Below are 19,569 nucleotides of genomic sequence, written 5' to 3' on the forward strand. Positions count from 1 at the left end.
ATCACGCTGAGACAAGTGATGGTGACGATGGAGAACATGAACAGCTTGCGGGCCCAGAGTGCATCATCCACCACCTGCTTGTAGCCAGACAGCGCCATCCCCAGCCACCAGACGCTGACCGCGGTGGCCACGATCAGATACTTGTAACCGGCATAACCGCCGAGGAACAGCATCAGGGTCGGCACCATAAAGGCCAGGATGTAGAGGGTGATATGGAGCTTGGCCACCGGGATCCCCTTCACCACCGGCAACACCGGGATGTTGGCGGCCTGATAATCCTTGAAGCGGAAGATGGCGATCGCATAGGAGTGCGGCATCTGCCACAGGCTGAAGATCGCCAGCAGGATCAGCGCCCCTGAGTCGAACTGACCGCTCACCGCACAGTAGCCGATGACCGGTGGCGCCGCGCCGGAGAGGCTGCCAACCAGGGTGCCGTAAACCGAGTGACGCTTCATGTAGAGACTGTAAACCCCCACATAAACCAGGAAGCCCAGCACTGCCAGCAGGGCGGCCAACGGATTGGCCGCAAAGTAGAGCAGTGCAATGCCCGCAATGCCGAGCGCCGTGGCGTACCAGAGCGATACGCCAGGGGCGATCAGCCCCTTCACCAGAGCACGGTTCTTGGTGCGCTCCATGATGCAGTCGATGTCCCGGTCGATGTAGTTGTTGAACACGCAACCGGAGGCGACCACCAGTGATACACCGGCCATGGTCAGAATGAACAGGGGCAAGTCCATGCTCCCCTTGGAGGCCAGCAGGAATCCCCCGATAACCGAGATGAGGTTACCGAAGATGATGCCCGGCTTGGTCACTTGCAGGTATTGCTTCATCATCATTGCCAGCCTGCTCAGTGGACCATCATGTTGATGTTGAGGTTGTACATGATCCACAGGGAGCCCACGATCACGATGGCGATGATGAGCACGGTAAAGACCAGTGCCACCAGGTTCCAGCGCTCTTCGGACGAGGTGTTCATGTGCAGGAAGTAGACCAGATGGACGAAGATCTGCACCACCGCCATGCCGACCACAGTGGCCAGCACGGTCCCGTGGGAGGCAGAGCCGTCCATCACCATCCAGAACGGGATCGCGGTCAGAATGACCGACAGCACGAAACCGGTCAGATAGCTCTTGGCGCTGCCGTGGCTGGCGCCGTGATTGTCAACGGAATGACTCATTTACATTGCCCCCATCAGATAGACCACGGTAAAGACGCAGATCCACACCACGTCGAGGAAGTGCCAGAACAGGCTCAGGCACATCAGGCGGGTACGGTTGCGCTCGGTCAGCCCCTTCTTGCTCACCAGCACCATCATCACGATGATCCAGATAAGGCCGCTGGTCACGTGGATCCCGTGGGTACCGACCAGGGTGAAGAAGGCGGAGAGGAAAGCGCTGCGATCCGGACCATAGCCTTCGGCGATCAGGTGATGGAACTCGTAGATCTCCATCGCGATAAAGCCGGCACCCAGCAGGAAGGTCACCAGCAGCCAGCTGTTGACCGCGGAGACCTTGTTCTTGTTCATGGCCAGCATGCCGAACCCGAAGGTGATGGAGCTCAGCAGCAGCAGCATGGTTTCGCCAAACACGAACGGCAGTTCGAAGATCTCCTTGCCGCTCGGGCCACCGGCGGTGCCGTTGACCAGGACCGCATAGGTTGCGAACAGGGTCGCAAACAGGATGCAGTCACTCATCAGGTAGATCCAGAAACCGAACACCTTGGTGGCACCGGCATCATGGTGCCCATGATCGTCATGGGCACCGTGGGTGTGATGTAGAACGTCAGTCGCCATGGAATTAAGCCACCTTGTTGATATTTTCAAAATGCTGACGCTCGATCCGCTCGATCTCGTCAACCTGCACGTAGTAGTCCACGTCGTCGTTGAAGCTGTGGATGATCCAGCTGGCAATCATGCCGACGAAGCCGGCGATGGCCATCCACCAGATGTGCCAGATCATGGCAAAACCGAACACCACGCTGAAGGCAGCGATAATGACCCCGGCACCGGAGTTTTTCGGCATGTGGATCGGGTCATAGTGTTTGGGTTGCTGATAGGCAGAACCATCCTGCTTGGCTTCCCAGAAGGCATCCAGACCGGTGATCTTCGGCTCGATGGCGAAGTTGTAGAAGGGCGGCGGTGAAGAGGTAGACCACTCAAGGGTTCGGCCACCCCAGGGATCGCCCGTCAGATCGCGGTTCTGCTCGCGGTCACGAATACTGACCACAACCTGGATCACCTGGCACAGGACGCCGATGGCAATCAGGCCAGCACCGCAGGCAGCCACCACCAGCCAGCCGTGGAACTCGGGATCTATGTTTTGACTGACCCGACGGGTCATACCCATAAAGCCCAGCACGTAGAGCGGCATGAAGGCCACGAAGAAACCGGTGATCCAGAACCAGAAGGCACGCTTGCCCCACACATCGTTGAGCTTGAAGCCGAACGCTTTCGGGAACCAGTAGGTGATACCGGCGAAGCAACCGAACACCACGCCGCCGATGATGACGTTGTGGAAGTGGGCAATCAGGAACAGGCTGTTATGCAGCACGAAGTTGGCCGCTGGCACCGAGAGCAGTACCCCGGTCATGCCACCCACGGAGAAGGTGATGATGAAGCCGACGGTCCACAGCATGGGTGAGGTGAACTCGATGCGGCCGCGATACATGGTGAACAGCCAGTTGAAGATCTTCACCCCGGTCGGGATGGAGATGATCATGGTGGTGATGCCGAAGAAGGCATTCACGTTGGCGCCCGATCCCATGGTGAAGAAGTGGTGCAGCCAGACGATGAAGGAGAGCACGGTAATGGCCACGGTCGCCCACACCAGCGAGGTGTAGCCGAACAGCTTCTTCTTGCAGAAGGTCGCCACCACTTCGGAGAAGATCCCGAACACCGGCAGCACCAGGATATACACCTCGGGGTGACCCCAGGCCCAGATCAGGTTGATGTACATCATCATGTTGCCACCCATGTCATTGGTAAAGAAATGGGTGCCGAGGTAACGGTCTGCGGTGAGCAGGGCGATGGTGACGGTCAGGATCGGGAAGGAGGCGATGATCAAAATGTTGGCACACAGCGCGGTCCAGGTGAACACCGGCAACCGCATCATGGTCATGCCGGGGGCACGCATCCTGATGATGGTGGCAAAAAAGTTGACGCCGGTCAGCAGGGTACCCAACCCCGAGATCTGCAGACTCCAGATCCAGTAATCGACCCCGACCCCGGGACTGAACTCCTTGCCCGACAAGGGCGGATAGGCCAGCCAGCCGGTCTGGGCAAATTCACCGACCCCGAGGGAGACGTTGATCAGCACCACGGCAGCGGCGGTAAACCAGAAGCTCAGGTTGTTGAGGAAGGGGAAAGCCACGTCACGGGCACCGATCTGCAGCGGCACCACTATGTTCATCAGACCGATCACCAGTGGCATGGCCACGAAGAAGATCATAATGACGCCATGGGCGGTGAAGATCTGGTCGTAGTGATGGGGTGGCAATATGCCTTCACCACCGGCTGAGGCCATCACCTGCTGGGTACGCATCATGACCGCATCGGCAAAGCCGCGCAGCAGCATCACCATCCCCAAGATGAGATACATGATACCGAGACGCTTGTGATCCACAGAGGTGAACCACTCTTTCCACAGATACTGCCACTTGCCGAAATAGGTGATGAGACCGGCGACAGCCAGCCCCCCCAGAATGATTCCGGCCACCGTCACCATGATGATGGGTTCATGGTACGGAATAGCGTCGAGCGTTAATTTTCCAAACATCAATTATTCCTCGGATCCTGCTTTTACACTCTTGTCATCCATCGGCATGGCCATATGCCCGGCATGATCCATTGGTGCATCATGGGTCATCTTGTCATGGTCCATTGCTTGATGATCCATGGCATCGCCATGCTGCATGGCCCCCTCGTGCGCCATCCCCTGGTGCTCACCCGGTTTCATGTCACCCATGAACTTGTTGATCACATTGACGAACAGGGCCGGGTCGGCACTGGCAAAATACGCCACCGGGTTGTTCTGACTCTGCTTGGCCAGGGCCTCGAACTCAGCCATGGTGGTGAGCATATTGGGTGACTGTTTCACCTTGGCGACCCAGGCATCGAAGTCGTCCTGATCCCGCGTAGCGATAGCCTGGAACTTCATGCCAGAGAAACCGGCGCCGCTGTAACTGCCGGAGATCCCCTTGTACTGGCCCGCCTCATTGGCAATGAGATGCAACTTGGTCTGCATGCCAGCCATGGCGTAAATCTGCCCCCCCAGCTGGGGAATAAAGAAGGAGTTCATCACTGTGTCTGAGGTCACCCGGAAATTGACCGGGGTATTGACCGGGAAGGCCAGTTCATTGACGGAGGCGATACCCAGTTCCGGATAGACAAACAACCACTTCCAGTCGAGGGAAATAACATCGACCTGAATCGGTTTGACATCTGATTCCAGCGGTTTATAAGGGTCCAGCGAGTGGGCTGTTTTCCAGGTAATGACCGCCAGGATGGCGACAATAATAACGGGGATGGTCCAGACGACCGCTTCAATCTTGTTGGAGTGAGACCAATCCGGGGTATATTTGGCGTTGGTATTGGATGCTCTGTATTTACGAGAAAATACCACCGCCATAATAATCACAGGGATCACTACAATTAACATCAGCCCGATGGCCGTTAATATCAGTGATTTCTGTTCCAGACCAATCTGCCCTTTTGGGCTCATTAGAGCCATGTCACAACCACTGAGCAAGCCAGTTGTCGCGAGCAACAGCAAGGCGCCCAAGCCCCTTTTTACATCAGGTCTCATGCCGTGTCCTCATCTTCGCAAGGCGTAAAGTTGCAATAAAAACGCATCATATATTGCGCCGCGAAAGTGGGCGTGAACAACATGAAAAATTAATCCACAACTTGTGTGCGATTTGAAACAAACCGGTGAGACATGTTAATAACTTGACAGCAAGTTATTTATCAAAAACATCAAGAGACAAACTAATCATCTACTGTATTTATTTAACCCAAATATTGTTGATTACATAAATACAGGTTGTTTACCCTTGTATTTGGCAGGGTTAAAATACCCCCTAAATTGGTATTTTTATAAAATATCAGCGCTCTTTTCAGCACCGCCACCGAACAGACCGACAATCAACAAGCACTCTACCGGGGCCATAATTAATCAAACGAAACGCTAATTAACCCCATAGATTTGATGGGACCATCGCTCGCAAAGAGGTATATTGAATGTACTTTCTCAAGCCAGAGTCATTACAGAACTCATCATTTTGCTTAATTAGGTTATCATCAAGGCTGAAAGATCCATCTGGACATATAGTTAGGTTGCGCCCCTTCGTTACCAAGCCAGTCACGAATTCAACCTTATCCCACCTCCCATTTGACGCTTAATACAACAGGGATTGCCATGAGTATTACACGCAGAGATTTTCTCAACGGTGTCGCCATCACCATTGCGGCAGGCATCGCCCCCATCAATCTGCTCAAGGCGGCCGAAGGCGGCAGCGCGCTGGCGGATAAAACCCTGGCCTACCCGCCCGCCCTCACCGGCCTGCGTGGCAACCACCCGGGCTCTTTCGAACCGGCCCACAGCATCGCCCGCGACGGCAAGCAGTATGACTTCGCCAATATTCCCCTCGAGGGAGAATACGATCTGGTGATCGTCGGCGCCGGGATCAGCGGTCTGGCCGCCGCCTGCTTCTATCAGCAACTGCTCGGCGCGGATAAAAAGATCTTGCTGCTCGATAACCACGACGACTTTGGCGGTCACGCCAAGCGCAACGAGTTCACCACCCCCGATGGCCTGCGTCTGGGCTACGGCGGCAGTGAGTCCCTGCAATCACCGCGCTCGGTCTACAGCCCGGTGGCGCTGGGGCTGCTCAAGGCGCTGGAGGTCAACATCGACGCGCTGGCCAAAGGGTTCCAGCAGACCTTCTATCCGGATCTGGGGCTCAGCCGCGGCGTCTATTTCGACGAGAAGCACTTTGGCGTCAACAAGATAGTAAACGGGGATCCGGGCCACAACGTGGCGGACGACATCCCCCGCGATCGTCTGAACGGCCGTCCACTGGCGGAGTTTATCGGCGACTTCCCGCTGGATGATGCCGACAAGGCCGCCCTGCTGGCACTGCACGAAGCGAAGATTGACTACCTGAGCGGCATGACCCGCGAAGAGCAGGATCTCTGGATGACCCGCAACAGCTACACCACCTTCCTGCGTGACAAGGTGGGCCTGAGCGAACGTGCCATCACCTACTTCCAGCAGCGAACCAACGACTTCCAGGCCGTCGGCATCGATGCCACCGCCTGCGCCGATGCGCGCCTCTGCGCCTTGCCGGGCTTCGATGGCCTCAACCTGACCCCCCTCGATGCCGAGGAGCAGGCGGAGCTCGACGACCCCTACATCTTCCACTTCCCGGATGGCAACGCCGGCCTCACCCGTCTGATGGTGCGCAAGCTAATCCCGCAGGTGGCGCCGGGTCACACCATGCAGGATGTGGTGCTGGCCAAGTTTGACTACAGCAAGCTCGACATGCCGGAGCACAAGGTGCAGCTGCGCCTTGGCAGCACGGCGTTGCAAGCCAAAAACGTGCGCCTCGCCGATGGCAAGCTGGCAGTGGACGTCACCTACATCAAGGAGGGGAAACTGCACCGGGTGCGCGCCAAGCAGTCAATCATGGCTGGCTACAACATGATGATCCCCTACATGGTGCCCGAGATGCCGGAGCCCCAGAAGGAGGCGCTGCGCCAGAACGTCAAGGCGCCGCTGGTCTACACCAAGGTGGTGATCAAGAACTGGCAAGCCTTCGTCAAGCTGGGGGTGCACGAGGTCTACTCCCCGGCCGCCCCTTACAGCCGGGTCAAGCTCGACTATCCGGTCAATCTGGGTGGCTACGAGCATCCCAAGAGCCCGGATCAGCCGATGTGCCTGCACATGGTCTATGTACCGACCCTGCCGGGCAGCGGCCTCTCGGCCCGCGAGCAGTCCCGCAAGGGGCGAGCCATGATCCTCGGCATGCCGTTCGAGCAGCATGAGCAGATGATCCGCGAACAGCTGCAGGGGATGCTCGGCAGCGCCGGTTTCAACCATGAGCAGGATATCCTCGCCATCACGGTCAACCGCTGGTCCCACGGCTACTCCTACATCACCAACACCCTGTTTGATGACGAGGCGCAGTGCGAAAAATGGATTGAGCTGGGTCGCCAACCGGTGGGCAACATCACCATCGCCAACTCGGATGCAGGCTGGAGCCCCTACGCCCACGCCGCCATCGACGAAGCGTGGCGCGCCGTCAACGAGCTGGTAGCCATCACCAAGGGAGGTGCCCAATGAGCCGCGCCCTGTCACTGACGGCCAGCGCCCTGCTGCTGGCCCTGCCCGCCCTTGCCGCCAACGCAGCCCCCGCCATGTCGGCGGGTGAATACGTGGCCAAGCTCGGCGATTGCGCCGCCTGCCACACCAGCGAGACCAGCAAGCCGCTGGCGGGCGGCAAAGGGTTCCCGACCCCCATCGGCACCGTGTTTGCCACCAACATCACCCCCGACAAGAACCACGGTATCGGCAACTACAGCCTGCCGGAGTTCATCAAGGTGATGCGCGAAGGGGTGGCCCGCGACGGCCATCAGCTCTATCCGGCCATGCCCTACACCGCCTACGCCAAGATGAGCGATAAAGATCTCGAAGATCTCTATCACTACCTGATGAAGGAGTTGCAGCCGCTGGCCATCGCCAACAAGGAGAGCGACATTCCCTGGCCGCTCAACATGCGCTGGCCGCTGATGGGCTGGAACTGGGTCTATCACGATGACAGCCGCTTCACCCCGGTGGCTGGCAAGAGCGAAGAGTGGAACCGCGGCGCCTATCTGGTGCAGGGCGCCGGTCACTGCGGCAGCTGCCACACCCCGCGCGGATTGGGGATGCAGGAGAAAGCGCTGACCGAGGCGGATCCCGTCTACCTGAGCGGTGCCGCCCTCGATGGCTGGTATGCACCCGACATTCGCGGCAGCCGTTACAGCAAGCAGGCGCTGATCGATCTGCTGAAAACCGGCCGCAGCCAGCATGAAGCAGTCGCGGGTCCCATGGGAGAAGTGATCACTCACAGCAGCCAGTATTTCAGCGACGCCGATCTGGCTAGCATCGCCACCTACCTCACCGATCTGAAAGATGAGCCGGTGGCGGAGAAAGGGGCCCGCGCCTATGCCAGTGCCAGCGGCAAGGCGGACTACGCCATGTACTGCTCCACCTGTCACGGGGTCAACGGCCAGGGCAATGACCACGTCATCCCCTCGCTGGTGAACAACCGCACCGTGCTGGCGGGCGATCCGTCGAGCCTGATCAACGTGCTGCTACACGGCGCCGAAACCCCGGTCACCCGCGGCCATCTCGGCTACCACATGCCGGGTTACGGCTGGACCATGGATGACGAACGGCTCGCCGAGCTGGTCAACACCCTCCGCGCCTCCTGGAGCAATGAAGGCACCGCCATCAAGGCGGCTGCCGTCAAGGCCCAGCGCGAGCTGCACGGCAAGGAGTAAGGCCGCAGCGCCAGCGAAGCACCATGGCATCGCGCCGCACCATAAAAAACGGGCCTCCACTGGAGGCCCGTTTGCTATTGGTGAACTGCAGCAGGGATCACCCCTTGCGCGGTTTGGAGCCAGCCAGCGGCGCCGCGGGCTGGCGGTAATCGCCATAGGGGAAGATATTGCGAAACCGCTGGGCCACCGGCTCGGGGATGGAGCGGGAGAAGATCAGCTTCACGCCATCGCCATCGCGCTGCCCCACAATGCGACCACGCACCGTGTCGTGGCGCAGGATCTGCTTGGCATGCTCAATAAAGGCGGGTGACACCTTGCCCTGCTTGACCACTACCTTGCCGGGGGCAAGGCGGATCTCGAACAGGGCGCCACGCCCCAGCTTCATCAACCACCAGATCAGCGCAATCGCCACAATCAAGGAAATCCAGGCCATCTTCATCCCTCCCAACGTCTTGATATCAGGCAGTATAAGCGGCTGTACGCCCCGATTGTTTGGCGCCGATCACAGCCCCCGCGTCAGCGCAATACCGCCTCTTCGCTCAGCAATCCTTGCCCCAGCCCACCAGGGTATCGCGATAGAGCGCCAGCAAGGCTTCATCGCGCACCGCCACCCCGACCTGCTGCGGGCGGAACTCTGCCCAGCCGTCGTGGGAGTGGCGCTTGCCATCGAACTTTTGCAGGGTGTGGCCGATGGCCGGACCGCTGGTGATGACCCGCACCGGCCCTTCCCGCAGGGTAAAGAGGGTCGGGTCAATGACATAGGCGATGGCAGACGGATCGTGGACGTGACAACCGGAGAGCCCCAACTTCTCCGAGTAGAAGCGCAGGTAGAAGCGGCTGACATCCCACAGGAAGCGACCCGGCTCCCCCGCCTTATCCTTGAGCTCATCCAGATAGGCGCTGCTGAAGAAGCTCTGCTGGGTCACATCCAGCCCGATGATCACCACCGGCCAGTCGGCGGTAAAGACCCGGTCGGCGGCGTCGGGATCATCGTGAATATTGGCCTCGGCATAGGGGGTGACGTTGCCGCGATGGCCATTGACGCCGAAAGCGCCCCCCATCACCACCACCTGTTTCACCAGTGAAACAATCTCGGGCGCCTGCTGCAGCGCCAGCGCCAGATTGGTGAGGGGGCCTATGGTGACGAGGGTGATCTCCCCCGGCGCCGCCTTTACTGCCTCGACCATGTATTGCCAGGCGGGACGGGGATCCGGGGCGATAGTGACCTCACCCGTCTCCATGTCGCCAAAGCCGCTCGGGCCGTGAACGATGGTGGTGGGGCCGACCGGTTCGCGCAGCAGCGGCGCCGCAGCGCCTTTGGCCACATCCGCCTTCATGCCATATTTCTGCTTGAGCCAGAGGGCATTGCGGGTGCCATTGTCGATGGTGGCGTTACCAAAAACGGTAGTGATGGCGAGCAGATCGATGGCGGGGTGCGCCTCGGCAAACAGGATGGCCATGGCATCGTCGATACCCGGATCGGTATCCAGAATAATTTTATGGGTCATGAGAAATTCCTACGGTGACAAACCCTGCGACAAAGGGGAGAGTCTACCCGGCTGACGGCCTCGTATCCCGGCATGGGATCACACACCGGGCCTTTGCTTCCCTTCACTCCTGACGATATGCGCAAAAAAACGGCGCGGCCCTGTTGCCAGCGCCGCGCCATTTATCGTTGTTCGTTATCTGCTATCTGGCACTGATCTGCCTGCGCCCTCAGTGCTTGCGATGCCAGCGCGGTGAGGTTGCCTTCTCCCCCCAGGGCGTCACGCAGGGGAGCAGCGCTCCTTCAATCACCCCCTCACAACCCGCCAGTGCCTCGGCGATCTTCTGATGCAGCACCCGCAGCACCTTGCCCTCGTGCTCGGCCAGAGAGTGGCCAGCGGCAAAGAACTCAGGTTGATATTGCAGTGCCAGCTTCTGGGCAAATTCATAGGTGTTGAAGCAATCCGGCATCCGCTCAACCACATCTTCCAGCCGGGCCAACAAGCTGTTCAGTTCCCTGGTCATAGTGCTCTCTCCATGTAGGTTAATAGCCAAAAACTACCCCTTATTAGATAAGTCACCAACGAGAAAACCACAAAAGTGTGGGGAGGCACACAGTTCTCTCTTGCGTCCAGCTCGCGGTGAGCGGGAGAGAGTTTGCCAGCTTTACATTTCGGTAACAAACAGCTAGATTTAGACCGACTAATCAGTCGGTCATTTTTCATGCGGAGAACAACATGGGTGCGGCGCAGCTTCAACACACTCCTGAGGATATCCTCGCCATCAAATTGTCCCTGCCGGATCAGCTGGCGCGGCTCAAGCGGGCGAGTCTGGCTCACCCCATGCCCACTCTGGCCGAGCGCCGGGCGCAGCTGACCAAACTCAAGCAGGCGCTGCTCGCCCACAAGGGGCAACTGTGCAAGGCGCTGGCAGCGGATTATGGCCAGCGCAGCAACTACGACAGCCTGATCGCCGATGTGCTGCCCTGCATCATGCAGATCAACTACACCCAGAAGCGGCTCAAGCGCTGGATGCAGCCTCACCGCCGTCACACCGGCCTGCTGCTGGCCCCCGCCCGGGTAGAGGTGCACTTCCAGCCGCTCGGGGTGGTTGGCATCATAGTGCCGTGGAACTTTCCGGTGATGCTGAGCCTTGGCCCCCTCATCACCGCCATCGCGGCGGGCAACCGGGCGATGCTGAAACTCTCCGAGTTCACCCCCCATACCAACGCCGTGCTGCGCACCATGCTCACCAGCGTGTTTGACGAGCACGAGATCGCCATCATCGAAGGGGATGCCCAGATGGCGGCGTCGTTCAGCTCGCTCCCGTTCGATCACCTGCTCTTTACCGGCTCCACCATGGTGGGCAAGCTGGTGATGGCCGCCGCCGCCCCCCAGCTCACCCCGCTCACCCTTGAACTGGGTGGCAAGAGCCCCTGCCTCATCGCCCCCGACATGCCGGTAGCCACCGCAGTCGAGCGGATGATCTTTGGCAAGAGCCTCAACGCCGGGCAGATCTGCGTCGCCCCCGACTATGTGCTGCTGCCCCGCAGCGAGGTGGAGAACTTTATCGCCGCCTATCGCAGCCACTTCAGCAAGCTCTACCCGCAGGGGCTCAATAGTGCCGACTACGGCGCCATCATCAACGACCGCCAGTATCAGCGCCTCGTCAGCTGGCTCGATGAAGCCGAGCAGGCGGGGGCGCAGCTTCACCCTTGTGCCAGCCCGGCCCGCGACGACCAGCGACGCCTGCTGGTGCCCCACCTGCTGACCGGAGTGCCCGGCCAGAGTCAGGTGATGCAGCAGGAGATCTTCGGCCCGCTGCTGCCGCTCATCCCCTACGACACCCTGGAGGAGGCGCTCGCCTATGTGGCGGAGCGGCCTCGTCCGCTGGCCCTCTATCTGATGAGCTTCGACCCCGAGCTGCAGGCGCGGGTGACCCGGGAGACCCACTCCGGCGGTATGGCCATCAACGAGAGCCTGTTTCAGGTTGCTGCCGACGATGTGCCGTTCGGCGGCATCGGTGCCTCCGGCATGGGCCACTACCACGGTCACGAGGGGTTCCTCACCTTCTCCAAGGCGAAAACCGTGCTGACCCGCGGCAAGTTCACCACCGGCTCGCTGATCCATCCGCCCTACCACAGCTGGATCCAGAAGCTGATGATGGCTTTCTTCCTGCGTTGATGGAGAGCCACCCATGAGCAAGGCCATGCCGCAACCACAAGCCATGACCGACAAGCGCCGCCAGATCCTGGATGCCGCCCTCACCCTCTGCGCCGAAGATGGCCTGCAGGGGGCCGCCACCGCCCGCATCGCCAAGGCGGCCGGGGTAGCCAACGGCACCCTGTTCCACCACTTTCCGAGCAAGGAGGCGCTGATCCTCCAGCTCTATCAGGATGTGAAGACCCGGATGGGAGCCGCCATCCATGAAGCAGACCCCGCCCTGCCGCTGTACGACCAGACCCGTCATTACTGGCAACTGGCGATGGGGTGGATGCTGGCGCACCCCAATGAACTCAAATTCGTGCTCGGCTTCTTTCACTCTCCGCTGCTGGCCAGACCGGCCCGCAGCCAGATCCTGAACGATGCCCTGCGCTTTCTGCCCGCCCTGCTGGCAAAGGGGCAGGCCAGCGGCGAGCTGATGCAGGCTCCCGCACCACTGTTGCTGGAGGTGTGTCAGGGCCAGTTCCTCGCCTGCGCATCACTGTTTGTCGATCAACCGGAGCTGGGACAGGACGACTACTGGCAAGCCAGTGCGTTCGCCCTCTTCTGGTCAGCCATCTCAGGAGCCAATCCCCATGCAAACACGGATGTTTGAACCTGCGGCCGCCCTTGGTCGCCGCCTCTGGATCACCACTCTGCTCTGGGTGGTGGGTCGCACCCTCTGCCGCGCCGCCCGCACCGACGAGGCGGTACGCCGCGAATTGGCGCCCTTGCCGGACGGGCTGGCGATCCGCCTCGAAGTGGGCGGCATCGGCTACGCCATGAACATGCACAAGCAAGGTGGCCGCTGGTATCCCGGCGCGCCAGTCGCCCCTCATGCCACCATCCATCCGCTGCGGGTGCGCTTCAAGCACCCCAATATCGCCTTTCGCACTCTGAGCTTTCGACTCGGGGTCAATCAGGCGTTTGGTGAAAACCGGCTGTTGGTGGAGGGGGACCTGACCGTCGCCATGCAGCTGGTGCGGGGGCTTGAGCAGATGCAGTCCCTGATCCTGCCCGCCTTTATCGCGCGGCCTCTGCTGCGCCACTATCCCGTCCCGACCAACAAATTCGGCCGGGCCTGCAACATCTATCTGGGTCTGGTGACCGGCTAACGCGCAAGGAGCCTTGAAATGAGCCGCTATTACGATTTCTTCTGCCCGGTCAAACTGCTGGCCGGTGAACAGGCGCTGGAGCAGCTGGCCAGCGAACTTACCAGCCTCGGGGCCCGTCGCCCGCTGCTGCTGACCGACAAGGGGGTCAATGCCACCGGCCTGGGCACCCTGTTGGCCAATGTACTGGCCGAGGGGGAGTTGCCGGTCGCCGCCATCTGGGACGAGATACCTGCCGACTCCTCCACCGCAGTGGTGGAGCGGATCGCCAAACGCTACCGCGAGCTCGACTGCGACAGTCTGGTGGCGCTGGGGGGCGGCTCGGTGATCGACACCGCCAAGGCGGTCAATATTCTCACTTCCATGGGTGGTGAACATCTGCTCGACTACTCGGGCGCCGGTTGCCTGACCCGTCCCCTCAAACCGCTGGCGGTGGTGCCGACCACGGCGGGGACCGGCTCAGAAGTCACCCTGGTGGCGGTGATCAAGGATGAGGCGAGCGGGCGCAAGGTGCCCTTCACCTCCCCCTTCCTGCTGCCCCAGCTGGCGGTGCTCGACCCGCGCCTGACCCAGGGGCTGCCCCTCAATATCACCGCCGCCACCGCCATGGATGCCATGACCCACGCCATCGAGGCCTTTATCGGCACCGCCAAGAACCCGGTGAGCGATGCGCTAGCCCTGATGGCGGTGGAGAAGATCGCCAGCGCCCTGCCGCAGATCATCCACGACCCGCAAAACAAACAGCTGCGGCTGCAACTGGCGGAGGGTTCAACGCTGGCTGGCATGGCCTTCTCCAACTCCATGGTGGGGCTGGTGCACGCCCTCGGCCACAGTCTGGGAGCCCGCTGCCATCTGCCCCACGGACTGTGCATGAACCTCTTCCTGCCCACCGTGCTCGACTACAACCGCCCCGAGGTGGATAGCGAGTTGGCCCGGCTGCTGTTGCCGCTGGTGGGGGCAGAGCGCTTTGCCGCCACCCCGGCCCACCTGCGGGCCGAGGCGACCATCACCGCCATTCGCACTCTGCGCGATACCTTGTGGCAAGCGGTCAAGCTGCCGCGCACCATGAGCGAGGCTGGGGTAAGCGATCGCTCGCTACTGGGGGAGATACGCGATCTAGCGCTCAACGACGGCGCCATGCTGTTCAATCGCAAAGATGCCGATCGTGAGCAGTTACTTACCCTGCTAGAGCGTGCCTGGGCCTGATCCCTGCCTCTTTTTGCTGACACTCACGCGGTGCCCGACAGGTGGTCGGGCACCTTGTTCTGCATCGCGATATCGACGCAACCCCATGTCAAAGGGGATGATATTGGCCACGGGCTCTCATTATCTGTTCTATACCTTGGCTAACAGTTATGTTGTGCCGAGAGACCCAACTTTATGTCAGAGGTGCCCACCATGAGCGACATCATTCATCAGGCCAACCAGCAGCAGTTCATCTGCATGGTGGAGGGTAAAGAGTCGAGACTGCGCTACCGGCGGCTCGATGCCAAGACCATCGACGCCTACAGCACCTTCGTGCCCCCCGAGCTGCGGGTGCAGGGAATTGCCGATCAGCTGGCCCGCGCCTTCTTCAACTGGACTCAGGCGGAGGGGCTCACTATAGTGCCGAGCTGCCGTTATATTGATGTCTGGTTACGCCGCAATGCCAACAACTGAACCTCTGAACACCGCCCTCGAACAACAATTCCAAGCCAAAACCGAAGCGCTGCTGCGGGCCGATCCGCAGCGGATGGCCTGCCTGCAAGCCGCCGCCGAGCTCAATCTGCCCGACTGGGCGCTGGGGGCCGGTTTTATCCGCAACCTCATCTGGGATCACCTTCACCACAAGGCGGTGCCCACCCCGCTCAACGACATCGACCTGATCTATCTCGATAAACACGATCCGCAAGGGCTGGCCGAGGCAGAGCATGAAGCCTGGCTGGCAAAGCGGCTGCCGGGTCAGCTGTGGGAGGTGCGCAATCAGGCCCGCATGCACACCCGGCAGCTTGTCGCACCGTTTGCCAGCAGTCTGGAAGCGCTGAGCCATTGGGTCGAAGTGCCCACCTGCATCGGCGTACGCCTTAACCAGAATGGCGAGTTCGAGTGGCTCGCCCCCTACGGCTTTACCATCAACTGGTCGCTGCAAGTGAGTGCCAACCCCAGATGTCGCCAGGACAAACAGATTTTTACCCAGCGCATCAAGGAGAAACGCTGGCAGGCTATCTGGCCTGACCTTCAGGTAAACTGGCCATAACCTGATTGCAATCTTTCGATAACCTTGGGCACACTAGGGGAAAAGCTGGTTGTAACTCAATGGGTTAAATAATGCGCGACTTCTTCTCTCTCGAACGCTGGCTACCGGGCCTCGCCGCCCTGCTGCAATACCAGCGCGCCTGGTTGATGCCAGACCTTCGCGCCGGACTCTCGGTGGCGGCCGTGGCGCTGCCCGTCGCCATCGCCTATGCAGAGCTTGCCGGGGTGGGCGCCATCGTCGGCCTCTACTCCTGCATCCTGCCCATGCTGGTCTATGCCCTGTTTGGCACCTCCCGCCAGCTGATTGTCGGCCCCGATGCCGCCACCTGCGCGGTGATTGCCGCCGTGGTGACGCCACTGGCGGCGGGCGACCCGACCCGTCACTGGCAGTTGGTAATGACCATGACCGCCATGACCGGCTTCTGGTGCCTGATTGCCAGCCGCTTCAAACTGGGGGTGCTGGCGGACTTTCTCTCCCGCCCCATCCTGATGGGGCTGCTCAACGGGGTGGCCATCACCATCATGGTGGGCCAGCTCTCCAAGATCTTCGGCTTCACCTTCAGCGAACGTTACCTGATCGAGCGGATCGCCAGCGGTACCACCTACATCACCCAAACCCATCTGCCGACCTTGGCCATGAGTCTGGTGGCCCTGCTCACCCTGCTGCTGGCCAAGCGCTACAAACCGGCATGGCCCTCCTCCATGGTGGCCATGGTGGTGACGGCGGCGCTGGTGTGGGGGTTCAATCTCGGCCAGTACCATATCGCCACCCTGGGCAAGGTGGGATCAGGCCTGCCCGCCTTCCAGATGCCGGAGTTTCCCCCCGGACTGATGCGGGAGCTGGTGCTGCCCGCCCTTAACCTGGCCATGGTGAGCTTTGTCTCCATGATGCTGACCGCCCGCAGCTTTGCCGCCAAGAACGGCTACGAAATCGATGCGGACAAGGAGTTTCGGGCCCTCGGCATGGCCAACCTCGCCTCGGCAGTCTCGCAAGGCTTTGCCATCAGCGGAGCGGATTCACGTACCGCGGTCAACGACGCCAACGGCGGCAAGAGCCAGCTGGTCTCCATCATCGCCGCCGGGGTGATCGCCCTCATCACCTTCTATCTGACGGCGCCGCTCAAATACATTCCCACCGCCGCCCTCGGGGTGGTGCTGGTGATGGCCTCCCTGTCGCTCACCGATTTTCGCGGCCTCTGGGCCCTGCGCAATTCGGATCGCTCCGCCTTCTGGCTGGCGCTGATCACCTTTATCAGCGTGCTCACCATGGGGGTGATCCCGGGGATCACCCTGGCGGTGCTGCTGGGGTTGTTCCAGTTCCTGCGCAATGTGATGCGCCCCACCGACCAACTGCTCGGCATGGATGATGAGGGGGTGGTGCGCACCTTGGGGGACAACGAACAGGCCAAGGCAATCCCGGGCATTCTGGTCTATCGCTTCAACTCGCCGCTGACCTACTTCAACGCCCCCTACTTCAAGCGGCGGGTACTCTCCTTACTGGTGCAGGATCCCCACAATCCCAAGTGTCTGGTGGTGGATGCGGTGGCCTGCTTCACCCACCAGGACATCAGCGTGATGAGCATGGTGGGGGAGCTGCACAAGGATCTGAAACGGCGCGGCATCCATATGGTGATGGCGGGTCGCCACGGCCAGATGACCCACTGGCTCAAACAGGCTGGCGTGCGGGTGGGCGACGAGGGGATCATCCTCTGCCCGGATATGTATCAGGCGCTGCGCATGACCCGCTGCTACCGCGAGCCGGTGTTCAGAGATGATGAGGTGGTGGAGAGCACCACAGATGCTATTCGCTCAAATTGGCCGCAGGATGATACCCTGCCCGACTCGGCGCGCCTCACCCTGCCAAGCGAACAGGAGGCGGGCGCCACCCCTGCCTGATCTTCTGGCCGGGCAATCCCCCAAGGATTGCACCGGCCTTTGCCTTGGTGTTAAATGCGCCCCCAGAGGACACTCCCCCCGTGCCCTCCCAGCTGTTGGACATGCCATGCAACCTCAATCCCATGCCGGCCCGGGCACGCTCTTTGCGCTGACCTGGCCGCTCTTTATCGATCTCGCCCTGCACTTTCTGACCGGTGCCCTCAACACCTTCATGGTGGGTCACGTCTCCTATCAGGGGGTTGCCGCGCTGGCGGTCGGCAATCAGGTGTTCGATCTCGCCATCACCCTGTTCAGCTTTGTCAGCATCGGTACCAGCGTGGTGATCACCCAGTATCTGGGGGCGGGCGATCGGGAGAAGAGCCGGGTGGTGATCCACACCGCCATCGGCTTCAACCTGCTGATCGGTCTGGTAGCGGCCATCGGCGTCATGGCGGGGGCCAGCACCATGCTGGCGCTGATGAACCTGCCCGCCCATCTGATGAGCGACGCGACGCTCTACTTACAGATCATTGGTCTCTGCCTGCTGCCGGAGGCGGCAGCGCTGTGTCTGGCGGCGACCCTGCGCGCTCACGGCCACACCCGTCAGGCGATGTATGTGACCCTGATCGTCAACCTCATCACCTTCGTCGGCAACCTGCTACTGCTCTACGGCTGGTTCAGCCTGCCCCAGCTGGGGGTCGCTGGCGTGGCCATCAGCACGGTCGCTGGCCGACTGGTGGGCGTGGTGCTGCTGGTGTGGCTGGTGGCCCGCAAGACCGGCATTCGACTGGTGGTGCGCGATATCGTCCACCCCAGCCGGGAGATGCTGGGCAAGGTGCTCCATATCGGCCTGCCTGCGGCGGGGGAGAACCTCTCCTGGATGCTGCAGTTCATGGTGGTGACAGCCTTTGTCGGACTGCTGGGTGACAAGGCGCTGGCGACCCAATCTTACTTCTTCCAGATCTGCCTGTTTATCCTGCTGTTTGGCCTCTCCATCGGCCTTGGCAACGAGATCATCATCGGCCATCTGGCGGGGGCCAGACAGTTCGATCGCGCCTATCAACAGTTGATCAAGAGCCTCAAGCTGGGGCTGGCGGTCACCTGCGTCATCGCCGTGGCGGCGGCCCTCAATGGCCGCACCATCATCAGCCTCTTTACCGATGATGCCGACATCATCACCCAGGTGGCGCAACTGTTTCTCATCAGCCTCATCCTCGAACCCGGCCGCACCTTCAATCTGGTGGTGATCAACGCCCTGCGGGCCACCGGGGATGCCCGTTTCCCCCTTTATATGGCGTTGCTCTCCATGTGGGGAATTGCCGTGCCACTCTCCTATTTCCTCGGTATCATGCAGGGTTATGGACTGGTCGGTATCTGGCTGGCGCTGGCCTGCGACGAGTGGGTGCGCGGTCTGGCCATGTTCTGGCGCTGGCGCAGTCGTCGCTGGCAAAACAAAATTCTTGTTGAAACAAAAGCGGAATCACAATGAAGAAGATAGGACTCTTGCTGGCTGCCATCCTGCTCAGCCCACTGGCCATGGCGCAAACGGCCCCTGCCGCTCCCAAGGCTCAAGCCACCCAGACCTGGTATGTGGCCCCCATCGCCATCGATGAAACCAGCGAAGCCCAGAAGGCGCTGACCAAGGACTTCATGGCCCAGATGATCAAGACCATCAAGATCAACGAGTACCAGACCGGCAAGGTGGTGGGCAATACCAAAAAGCCCAAGTGGCTGATCCGCACCAAGCTGATGCCCGCCAGCAACGAGCCGCTAGTCGGCAAGAAGCACCCACAGGGTCTCACCTACGGCAAGGGCAATCCGGCTCAGGAGATCGTCGGCGAGCTGCTGATGAACGGCACCCTGGTGGCCCACATCGGTCAGGGCTGGCGTGAGCCTATCATCCCGGGCACCCCGGTGGCTGACAAGCTGACCATCGCCAACTATCGCTACGCCATCGGGGATCAGGCCAAATCGGCAGATCTGGAAGAGCTGGCCGCCCAGATTGGCTTTGAAGCGGGCAAGGTGATCCATCGCGATGGCAAGCCGCTACCCGAGAAGAAAAAGAAAAAAGCGCAGGCTGACCAGGAAAAACCATAAGTTTGTCAGCCAACTCAAAAGG

Annotated in this window: 19 protein-coding genes; 11 read left to right on the forward strand and 8 right to left on the reverse strand. The window is 60.6% G+C overall.

Translation table 11 applies throughout. The features are described 5' to 3' along the window. The 5 genes from cyoE to cyoA form a co-directional block, all read right to left on the reverse strand. A partial coding sequence (cyoE, locus tag LD28_RS0115595) for a heme o synthase (RefSeq protein WP_033137863.1) occupies positions 1-836 on the reverse strand: 836 nt, incomplete at its 3' end. Between the two features lie 11 nt (positions 837-847). Next, positions 848-1,177, reverse strand: coding sequence for a cytochrome o ubiquinol oxidase subunit IV (locus LD28_RS0115600; RefSeq protein WP_033137864.1), 330 nt, complete (start codon positions 1,175-1,177; stop codon positions 848-850). Further along, on the reverse strand, positions 1,178-1,792 hold the full coding sequence (locus tag LD28_RS0115605) for a cytochrome o ubiquinol oxidase subunit III (protein WP_033137865.1): 615 nt from the start codon (positions 1,790-1,792) through the stop codon (positions 1,178-1,180). Positions 1,793-1,796: 4 nt separating this feature from the next. Continuing rightward, positions 1,797-3,773, reverse strand: a complete 1,977-nt coding sequence (cyoB, locus tag LD28_RS0115610) for a cytochrome o ubiquinol oxidase subunit I (protein WP_033137866.1) — start codon at positions 3,771-3,773, stop codon at positions 1,797-1,799. Between the two features lie 3 nt (positions 3,774-3,776). Beyond that, positions 3,777-4,802, reverse strand: a complete 1,026-nt coding sequence (gene cyoA, locus LD28_RS0115615; protein WP_081959590.1) for a cytochrome o ubiquinol oxidase subunit II — start codon at positions 4,800-4,802, stop codon at positions 3,777-3,779. 612 nt (positions 4,803-5,414) lie between these two features. Here cyoA and LD28_RS0115620 point away from each other — a divergent pair. Next, positions 5,415-7,340, forward strand: coding sequence for an NAD(P)-binding protein (locus LD28_RS0115620; RefSeq protein ID WP_033137868.1), 1,926 nt, complete (start codon positions 5,415-5,417; stop codon positions 7,338-7,340). Next, complete coding sequence (locus LD28_RS0115625) at positions 7,337-8,542, forward strand: c-type cytochrome (RefSeq protein ID WP_033137869.1); 1,206 nt, start codon at positions 7,337-7,339, stop codon at positions 8,540-8,542. The genes LD28_RS0115620 and LD28_RS0115625 overlap by 4 nt, the downstream gene beginning before the upstream one ends. 97 nt (positions 8,543-8,639) lie before the next feature. On the opposite strand, the gene LD28_RS0115630 is transcribed toward LD28_RS0115625, so the two are convergent. The 3 genes from LD28_RS0115630 to LD28_RS0115640 form a co-directional block, all read right to left on the reverse strand. Further along, positions 8,640-8,975: a DUF3634 family protein gene (locus tag LD28_RS0115630; protein WP_033137870.1), complete on the reverse strand. Its 336-nt coding sequence runs from the start codon at positions 8,973-8,975 to the stop codon at positions 8,640-8,642. A 106-nt stretch (positions 8,976-9,081) separates the two neighbouring features. Continuing rightward, entirely contained in the window at positions 9,082-10,050 is a 969-nt protein-coding gene (locus tag LD28_RS0115635; protein WP_033137871.1) for a nucleoside hydrolase, read from the reverse strand. A gap of 208 nt (positions 10,051-10,258) precedes the next feature. Further along, positions 10,259-10,552 (reverse strand): hypothetical protein, encoded by a 294-nt coding sequence (locus LD28_RS0115640; RefSeq protein WP_033137872.1) that lies wholly within the window; start codon positions 10,550-10,552, stop codon positions 10,259-10,261. Between the two features lie 212 nt (positions 10,553-10,764). Here LD28_RS0115640 and LD28_RS0115645 point away from each other — a divergent pair, with 212 nt between their 5' ends. The 9 genes from LD28_RS0115645 to LD28_RS0115685 all read left to right on the forward strand — a co-directional run bounded on the left by LD28_RS0115645 (position 10,765) and on the right by LD28_RS0115685 (position 19,547). After that, on the forward strand, positions 10,765-12,210 hold the full coding sequence (locus tag LD28_RS0115645) for a coniferyl aldehyde dehydrogenase (protein ID WP_033137873.1): 1,446 nt from the start codon (positions 10,765-10,767) through the stop codon (positions 12,208-12,210). Positions 12,211-12,223: 13 nt separating this feature from the next. Further along, positions 12,224-12,844 carry a TetR/AcrR family transcriptional regulator gene (locus LD28_RS0115650; protein ID WP_193354320.1) on the forward strand — a complete coding sequence of 207 codons (621 nt, stop codon included), beginning with the start codon at positions 12,224-12,226 and terminating at the stop codon, positions 12,842-12,844. After that, positions 12,825-13,343 (forward strand): hypothetical protein, encoded by a 519-nt coding sequence (locus tag LD28_RS0115655; protein ID WP_033137874.1) that lies wholly within the window; start codon positions 12,825-12,827, stop codon positions 13,341-13,343. Before LD28_RS0115650 ends, LD28_RS0115655 begins: the two co-directional genes overlap by 20 nt. Before the next feature lie 18 nt (positions 13,344-13,361). Next, entirely contained in the window at positions 13,362-14,546 is a 1,185-nt protein-coding gene (locus LD28_RS0115660) for an iron-containing alcohol dehydrogenase (protein ID WP_033137875.1), read from the forward strand. A gap of 192 nt (positions 14,547-14,738) precedes the next feature. Then, positions 14,739-14,999, forward strand: a complete 261-nt coding sequence (locus tag LD28_RS0115665; protein ID WP_005337747.1) for a GNAT family N-acetyltransferase — start codon at positions 14,739-14,741, stop codon at positions 14,997-14,999. Further along, positions 14,986-15,576: a nucleotidyltransferase family protein gene (locus LD28_RS0115670; RefSeq protein WP_033137876.1), complete on the forward strand. Its 591-nt coding sequence runs from the start codon at positions 14,986-14,988 to the stop codon at positions 15,574-15,576. The genes LD28_RS0115665 and LD28_RS0115670 overlap by 14 nt, the downstream gene beginning before the upstream one ends. 71 nt (positions 15,577-15,647) lie before the next feature. Further along, positions 15,648-17,471 carry a SulP family inorganic anion transporter gene (locus tag LD28_RS0115675; protein ID WP_033137877.1) on the forward strand — a complete coding sequence of 608 codons (1,824 nt, stop codon included), beginning with the start codon at positions 15,648-15,650 and terminating at the stop codon, positions 17,469-17,471. Between the two features lie 106 nt (positions 17,472-17,577). Further along, complete coding sequence (locus tag LD28_RS0115680; RefSeq protein WP_033137878.1) at positions 17,578-18,939, forward strand: MATE family efflux transporter; 1,362 nt, start codon at positions 17,578-17,580, stop codon at positions 18,937-18,939. Then, complete coding sequence (locus tag LD28_RS0115685; RefSeq protein ID WP_033137879.1) at positions 18,936-19,547, forward strand: hypothetical protein; 612 nt, start codon at positions 18,936-18,938, stop codon at positions 19,545-19,547. The genes LD28_RS0115680 and LD28_RS0115685 overlap by 4 nt, the downstream gene beginning before the upstream one ends. Positions 19,548-19,569: the final 22 nt, after the last annotated feature.

The organism is Aeromonas finlandensis (genome assembly GCF_000764645.1).
Taxonomy (GTDB): Bacteria; Pseudomonadota; Gammaproteobacteria; order Enterobacterales; family Aeromonadaceae; genus Aeromonas; species Aeromonas finlandensis.

Coding starts and splice junctions, on each gene's coding strand:
- LD28_RS0115650 (WP_193354320.1), top strand. CDS start 12,224: ATGAGCAAGGCCATGCCGCAACCACAAGCCATGACCGACAAGCGCCGC.
- LD28_RS0115605 (WP_033137865.1), bottom strand. CDS start 1,792: ATGGCGACTGACGTTCTACATCACACCCACGGTGCCCATGACGATCAT.
- LD28_RS0115665 (WP_005337747.1), top strand. CDS start 14,739: ATGAGCGACATCATTCATCAGGCCAACCAGCAGCAGTTCATCTGCATG.
- cyoA (WP_081959590.1), bottom strand. CDS start 4,802: ATGAGACCTGATGTAAAAAGGGGCTTGGGCGCCTTGCTGTTGCTCGCG.
- LD28_RS0115655 (WP_033137874.1), top strand. CDS start 12,825: ATGCAAACACGGATGTTTGAACCTGCGGCCGCCCTTGGTCGCCGCCTC.
- LD28_RS0115625 (WP_033137869.1), top strand. CDS start 7,337: ATGAGCCGCGCCCTGTCACTGACGGCCAGCGCCCTGCTGCTGGCCCTG.
- LD28_RS0115620 (WP_033137868.1), top strand. CDS start 5,415: ATGAGTATTACACGCAGAGATTTTCTCAACGGTGTCGCCATCACCATT.
- LD28_RS0115675 (WP_033137877.1), top strand. CDS start 15,648: ATGCGCGACTTCTTCTCTCTCGAACGCTGGCTACCGGGCCTCGCCGCC.
- LD28_RS0115640 (WP_033137872.1), bottom strand. CDS start 10,552: ATGACCAGGGAACTGAACAGCTTGTTGGCCCGGCTGGAAGATGTGGTT.
- LD28_RS0115600 (WP_033137864.1), bottom strand. CDS start 1,177: ATGAGTCATTCCGTTGACAATCACGGCGCCAGCCACGGCAGCGCCAAG.
- LD28_RS0115635 (WP_033137871.1), bottom strand. CDS start 10,050: ATGACCCATAAAATTATTCTGGATACCGATCCGGGTATCGACGATGCC.
- LD28_RS0115685 (WP_033137879.1), top strand. CDS start 18,936: ATGAAGAAGATAGGACTCTTGCTGGCTGCCATCCTGCTCAGCCCACTG.
- LD28_RS0115660 (WP_033137875.1), top strand. CDS start 13,362: ATGAGCCGCTATTACGATTTCTTCTGCCCGGTCAAACTGCTGGCCGGT.
- LD28_RS0115645 (WP_033137873.1), top strand. CDS start 10,765: ATGGGTGCGGCGCAGCTTCAACACACTCCTGAGGATATCCTCGCCATC.
- LD28_RS0115680 (WP_033137878.1), top strand. CDS start 17,578: ATGCAACCTCAATCCCATGCCGGCCCGGGCACGCTCTTTGCGCTGACC.
- LD28_RS0115670 (WP_033137876.1), top strand. CDS start 14,986: ATGCCAACAACTGAACCTCTGAACACCGCCCTCGAACAACAATTCCAA.
- LD28_RS0115630 (WP_033137870.1), bottom strand. CDS start 8,975: ATGGCCTGGATTTCCTTGATTGTGGCGATTGCGCTGATCTGGTGGTTG.
- cyoB (WP_033137866.1), bottom strand. CDS start 3,773: ATGTTTGGAAAATTAACGCTCGACGCTATTCCGTACCATGAACCCATC.